This window comes from Desulfosarcina sp., from assembly GCF_041551955.1.
Taxonomy (GTDB): Bacteria; Desulfobacterota; Desulfobacteria; order Desulfobacterales; family Desulfosarcinaceae; genus Desulfosarcina.
The window spans coordinates 1-4,927 of sequence record NZ_JBFELV010000388.1; the positions used below are offsets into that span (position 1 = coordinate 1).

General features: G+C 56.0%; 6 protein-coding genes. 5 read left to right on the forward strand and 1 reads right to left on the reverse strand.

Going from position 1 to position 4,927, the window contains the following annotated elements:
• The first annotated feature begins 305 nt into the window (after window positions 1-305).
• The 5 genes from ABYV26_RS20760 to ABYV26_RS20780 all read left to right on the forward strand — a co-directional run bounded on the left by ABYV26_RS20760 (window position 306) and on the right by ABYV26_RS20780 (window position 4,496).
• Window positions 306-1,061, forward strand: a complete 756-nt coding sequence (locus ABYV26_RS20760) for a phytochelatin synthase (protein ID WP_372683269.1) — start codon at window positions 306-308, stop codon at window positions 1,059-1,061.
• A gap of 188 nt (window positions 1,062-1,249) precedes the next feature.
• Complete coding sequence (locus ABYV26_RS20765) at window positions 1,250-2,329, forward strand: MBL fold metallo-hydrolase (protein WP_372683270.1); 1,080 nt, start codon at window positions 1,250-1,252, stop codon at window positions 2,327-2,329.
• A gap of 28 nt (window positions 2,330-2,357) precedes the next feature.
• Window positions 2,358-2,939 (forward strand): hypothetical protein, encoded by a 582-nt coding sequence (locus ABYV26_RS20770; protein ID WP_372683271.1) that lies wholly within the window; start codon window positions 2,358-2,360, stop codon window positions 2,937-2,939.
• Window positions 2,940-3,049: 110 nt separating this feature from the next.
• Window positions 3,050-3,649: a 4Fe-4S dicluster domain-containing protein gene (locus tag ABYV26_RS20775; protein ID WP_372683272.1), complete on the forward strand. Its 600-nt coding sequence runs from the start codon at window positions 3,050-3,052 to the stop codon at window positions 3,647-3,649.
• Window positions 3,642-4,496 carry a heterodisulfide reductase-related iron-sulfur binding cluster gene (locus tag ABYV26_RS20780; RefSeq protein WP_372683273.1) on the forward strand — a complete coding sequence of 285 codons (855 nt, stop codon included), beginning with the start codon at window positions 3,642-3,644 and terminating at the stop codon, window positions 4,494-4,496. The genes ABYV26_RS20775 and ABYV26_RS20780 overlap by 8 nt, the downstream gene beginning before the upstream one ends.
• 80 nt (window positions 4,497-4,576) lie before the next feature.
• On the opposite strand, the gene ABYV26_RS20785 is transcribed toward ABYV26_RS20780, so the two are convergent.
• The gene (locus ABYV26_RS20785; RefSeq protein ID WP_372683274.1) at window positions 4,577-4,834 is read right to left on the reverse strand and encodes a hypothetical protein; all 258 of its coding nucleotides are present in this window, start codon (window positions 4,832-4,834) and stop codon (window positions 4,577-4,579) included.
• Window positions 4,835-4,927 lie beyond the last annotated feature (93 nt).

Sequence of the window (4,927 nt, forward strand, 5' to 3'; positions counted from 1 at the left end):
TCCATAACCTTACCGAGTTGAGATGCATGGCGACACTTCCTTGTAAGTCTTCGTTTGAGTATACAACCAAGATTGATTAGCAATAATAATACCATTGGTCGATGTCGTCCCCAAAGCCTTATCCATGCTATCTTTGGCTATGATTAGAAACGTCGTCAGACGAGGATGCGTCCGGAAAACCAGACAACATGTGACAAATAATTGACAATATCCGGCAACGATCTCGCAATGAATGAGGCAGCCTGCTTGAATGAGTCCGATCAATGCGCATATTGTAGATTACTTTTTTCACCTGAGGCATGGACATGAACCTGCTGAGCAACTTGATTCGCCCTTACCTATACGCCCGGTATGGCTTGCATCGGATGACCAACACCGGTGCGTTTAGACGCGACCGGGTTCGAACCATCCATACCTCTGCCCAGCCCCAATGGAATTCACTTAAACAGGCCGTCTGGCGATACCATATCAAGCAATTTCACGAATCCTCGTGTTCCGTGGCCAGTGTGGTTTCATGCATCAACGCCATCAGGTCGTTGGAAAACAATGACATCCATCCCATCAGTCAAACCGACATCCTCGATCGGGTGACCACCGGCCACTGGAAAGAACGCATGAGCGATAGGGGATACCGTGGACGCCGGGGACTGCCGCTGCCGCTGTTGGGCCAGGTGGTCAAAGACAGCATCACTGCCTACGACCTAAAGGTTCGAACCGTCGATATCGTCCAGACACCCAAACATGCCCCTGCAAAAGCACCTGTCCATGCACTACTTAAGAGCCGTCTGGGTGACTTCGATCGCCATGGCAATGGCTTGATCATTACCCACTTCGATCAAGGGGCCCTTGTCCCCACCTTGAATATTCCCCACATTTCGCCTGTGGGCGCATACGATTCAACCACCGAGCGGGTCACCATACTCGATGTGGATCCCGAACAGGAAAATCCCTATCAGGTGGATTTCGGCACTTTCTACAAGGGGCTGTCCTGTGATTACCATCGCGTATTTGAAGCCTTCGGGTACGGCAGCGGCGGGTATGTCTATATTCAGATCCGGTAGGTGATGGGCGCGTAGTTGCACCTTCCGGGGATCATGGTTAGGTTCTTGTTTGGATGGTGGTCATTGTAATTTTTTGGTTATTTGTTTTTTGGCTGTTTTACTTGTCTACGTAGGCAAAGGAGCAGAACCCGTTCAACACACCTGCAAATATGACGAACCCGAATCAGCGCATCTCCCGGAGACGGTTCATGGGCAGACTCTCAGCGGCATTCAAAACCTTGCTGGCAGCCCAGTTTATGCCCCGGGTGGTGCAAGCGGCCACAGACACCCGAGACTCATCGGCGGGACTTCACTATCGCCCGCTGAACGGTGACAGCCTGCGGGAAATAGCCAGACGCAAGGACCACCACGGGTCGGGCATCTTTCTTAATCCCATGGGTATCCCGCGCGACGGCCGATTCTGGCAGGTGCTGTCGTGGAAGCTTTTTCATAAAAATGCCTACGGTGATTTCCTTGACGACCAGCCGATCTCACCCGTCGTCATCGACTGGGAGCCGGTAAAGGCCCATCGGGGTGTTTCGGTCACCTTTATCAAACATTCAACTGTGCTGATCAAAGACATGGATCGTTTCCTGCTGATCGATCCGGTGTTCAACGACATCTTCTGGTTCATCAAGGATTTCACACCCCTGGCCTTCAGCCTGGAGAACATGCCGCGGCCGGACCATGTATTGATCACCCACGGCCACTACGACCATCTGGATCATCGGTCCCTGGCAACATTCAATCCCGGCACCCATGTGATCAGTCCCCTGGGATACGACAGGGAATTCAAGGCAGTGGGCATGACCCATCGCACCCCGTTGGACTGGTTTGAGCACACCAGTGACGGCGCCAGAGAGATCACCTTTCTGCCCGCCAACCATTGGACGATGCGAAACCCCATCGTCGGCCCCAACCGCTCCTTGTGGGGAGGCTACCTGATCAAAACGGCCGGTGGACCGACGATCTATATTTCCGGAGACACCGCCTACTTCGATGGATTCGAGCAGTTGGCCGCCGATTACGACATCGACCTGGCCATCTTCAACATGGGCGCCTATGCACCGCGGTGGTTCATGGCGCCCAGCCACATGAACCCGGCAGAAACAGTCCAAGCCTTTCAGGAAATCGAGGCCAAACAATTGATGATCGCCCATTGGGGAACGTTTCAATTGGGCGACGAACCGGTTCACTTTCCGCCGGCGGACCTGGAAAAAGCACTGGGCGAAAAGGGCCTTCTCCAGCGATGGATCCCTCTGGGTCATGGTGAGACCTACTATTTCTGATACGAAACCGTATCGAAAGGGACGGGCAATGGAAAGATTTCTGATTGTCACACTCCTATTCCTTTTCGCCGGCCCCCAGGATCTGTTGGCCGGTCGCCACCATCACGGAACGCACCATCGGTTCGGCATACGAGCCGACACCCAACCACGGTCACAGGATATACAACGTCGATTTGAACGATCATCCGGGCGTTCTTCCCACGACCTGCGCAGCCGCTTCAGACTGCCCTCCCGGCGGCCGTTGCATCCGGGATCCCAGGCAAAGCCGGTTCATCCGGGCTATCCGGGCTATAAACCCGGCAGGCCCGGGCATGGCCGCCCCGGTTATTGGTGGCCTGCCAGTACGACCGTGGTGCGGGAAATCCAGCCGATCGTCATCGTGAACAATCCCCCTCCGGCAGCACCGACACCACCTCCCGAACCAGAGAAAGTTTGGGTCCCGCCTGTCATGGACACGCGCACCGAACCCGGTTATTGGGATTACGGCGTAAAGAAGGTGTGGATGGGCGACCACTGGCGGTACGAGCAGGATCATGAGGAGCGGATCTGGGTGCCCGCATTTCAGGTGAAATACGTCAAGCAGAAAGGGTACTGGAAACGGGTTGAGTAGGCGCAACGGTGGTGTCAACCCAGACAGAACAATTGATGCAGGTCAAGGATTCCGGCTCGAAGCTGTGAAATAGTGGCTCAACAGCAAATGAATTGAAAAAAGGACACCCTGTGACCAAGAATGGCCCTCCCCTTGAACCGGATGTCAACGCCGAGGCGCATGTGGACCGGTTCTTAAAGATCGTCAACCATGTTTCCCGCCAGAACATCAATAGGTGTTGGCATTGCTGGGCCTGCGGTGGGGGATGCCCCTTCTCCGAGCACATGGACTTTCTACCCAACCAGGTCATTCGCCTGGTCCAGATGGGCAGAGGCGAAGATGCGCTCAGGTGCAACACCATCTGGCTCTGCGTGGGCTGCCATACCTGCTCCAGCCAGTGCCCCAACAGCATCGATGTGGCGGCGGTCATGGATGCCCTTCGCCAGTTGGCCATCCGTGAAGGCATCGCCGCCCCGGAAATGGACATCTTCCGCTTTCACAAATACATCTATGAATCCATCGAGCGGCACGGACGGCTGAACAAACTGGCGGCGATGGTTCAGTTCAAGGTGGGGTCGGGCAGGCTTTTCTCCGACCTGCAGGCGGGCCTGCAAATGATCACGCGTGGAAAGCTGGAAATCCTCCCCCAGAAGGTGGCCGATCGTGCTCAATTGGATCGGATTTTCACCCATTACGACCGGCGCAGGAAGAGCTTCGAGACCCATGAATAGAATCAATCTGGCTTACTACCCGGGGTGCACCCTCAGCTCCACCGCCCGCGAAATCGACGAGGCGCTGCATCAGGTTTGCAATCGGCTGGACATCAGCCTGTCGGCACTGCCGGACTGGAACTGCTGTGGGTCGTCTTCCATCCACGCGGTCAGGCCGCAGTTGGCGGTTTCCCTGGCCGCACGCAACCTGTTTCAGGCCCAGTCCATGAGCCAGGACCTGATGGTCATGTGTGCCGGCTGCGCCAACCGTTTACGCGTGGCGTCGAACCAGCTCCGCAGCGACGACACCAGCCGCCGGGTCAACCGGGAAATCCTGGAAGACTCTCTCGAGCAAGACCTGCGCGTTCATCATCTGATGGATCTGCTGCCCGGACGATTGAACGAAAAACCATATCGCGATGCCCTGCAACAGCCTCTGACGGGTCTGCGTTATGTGCCCTATTACGGCTGCCTGCTGGCTGCACCGCCGGAACTCAAAAACTACCCCGCGCTTCATGGCAGCATGGAATCGGTCATGCGCTGGCTGGGCGCCGAGACGCTAAAGTGGGGATATCAGGCAAAATGCTGCGGGGCTTTTTTGTCGGTGGCCCGACCGGACATCGTGGCGCCCATGGTCGTGGACATCATGGACAAGGCCATTTCGGCGGGGGCCGAGTGCGTGGTCACGGCGTGTACCATGTGCCAGCTCAACCTGGAGCTCAGAAGCTCTGCTGGAAAGCGGCTGCCCGTTTTTTCAATCGTGGAACTGATGGCCTATGGCATGGGCTCCGCAGACCTGCCCCGCTGGTTCAAAAAACATCTCATCGATCCGCTGCCGCTGTTCAAAAACAAACGCTTCGCCCTCTGACCCATCCCCTTGGCCATCTCCACCCATCGACTGGCATCCGGTTCGCTGCGTTCCTCGACATCGACCGGCCGTTGGGTTGGTTAACTGCCGCGATGGATTGAACCCGCATTCAGGCTCATGTAATATCCGCGTTCAAAATACTGGGAGGTCCGACCGTCCAGAACAGCCTCGTTTTCGTGAATGTAACGCGAGCCGCTCCCCCAGGCGCCGCAGGCCAGTACAGCGGTGTCGCCGAGACTGAACTTGCGGCCGCAGGCCACGCACCCTTCGGCGTTGGTGGTGTTGAGGGCTTCAAGGTCCATGATGATTTTGGGGTTGCACGCATTGATGTCATTCATTGTCTTTTCCCTTCGTTTCGGTTACTTCGATTTATCCGATAGAGTATTCATCATCCGGGCAAATGCAAACCGGAGCAACCCATCCCAGTCAGA

Bases quoted from the DNA above. Each gene is read 5' to 3' on its own strand.
- ABYV26_RS20760 (WP_372683269.1), top strand. From the start codon at position 306: ATGAACCTGCTGAGCAACTTGATTCGCCCTTACCTATACGCCCGGTAT.
- ABYV26_RS20765 (WP_372683270.1), top strand. From the start codon at position 1,250: ATGGGCAGACTCTCAGCGGCATTCAAAACCTTGCTGGCAGCCCAGTTT.
- ABYV26_RS20770 (WP_372683271.1), top strand. From the start codon at position 2,358: ATGGAAAGATTTCTGATTGTCACACTCCTATTCCTTTTCGCCGGCCCC.
- ABYV26_RS20780 (WP_372683273.1), top strand. From the start codon at position 3,642: ATGAATAGAATCAATCTGGCTTACTACCCGGGGTGCACCCTCAGCTCC.
- ABYV26_RS20785 (WP_372683274.1), bottom strand. From the start codon at position 4,834: ATGAATGACATCAATGCGTGCAACCCCAAAATCATCATGGACCTTGAA.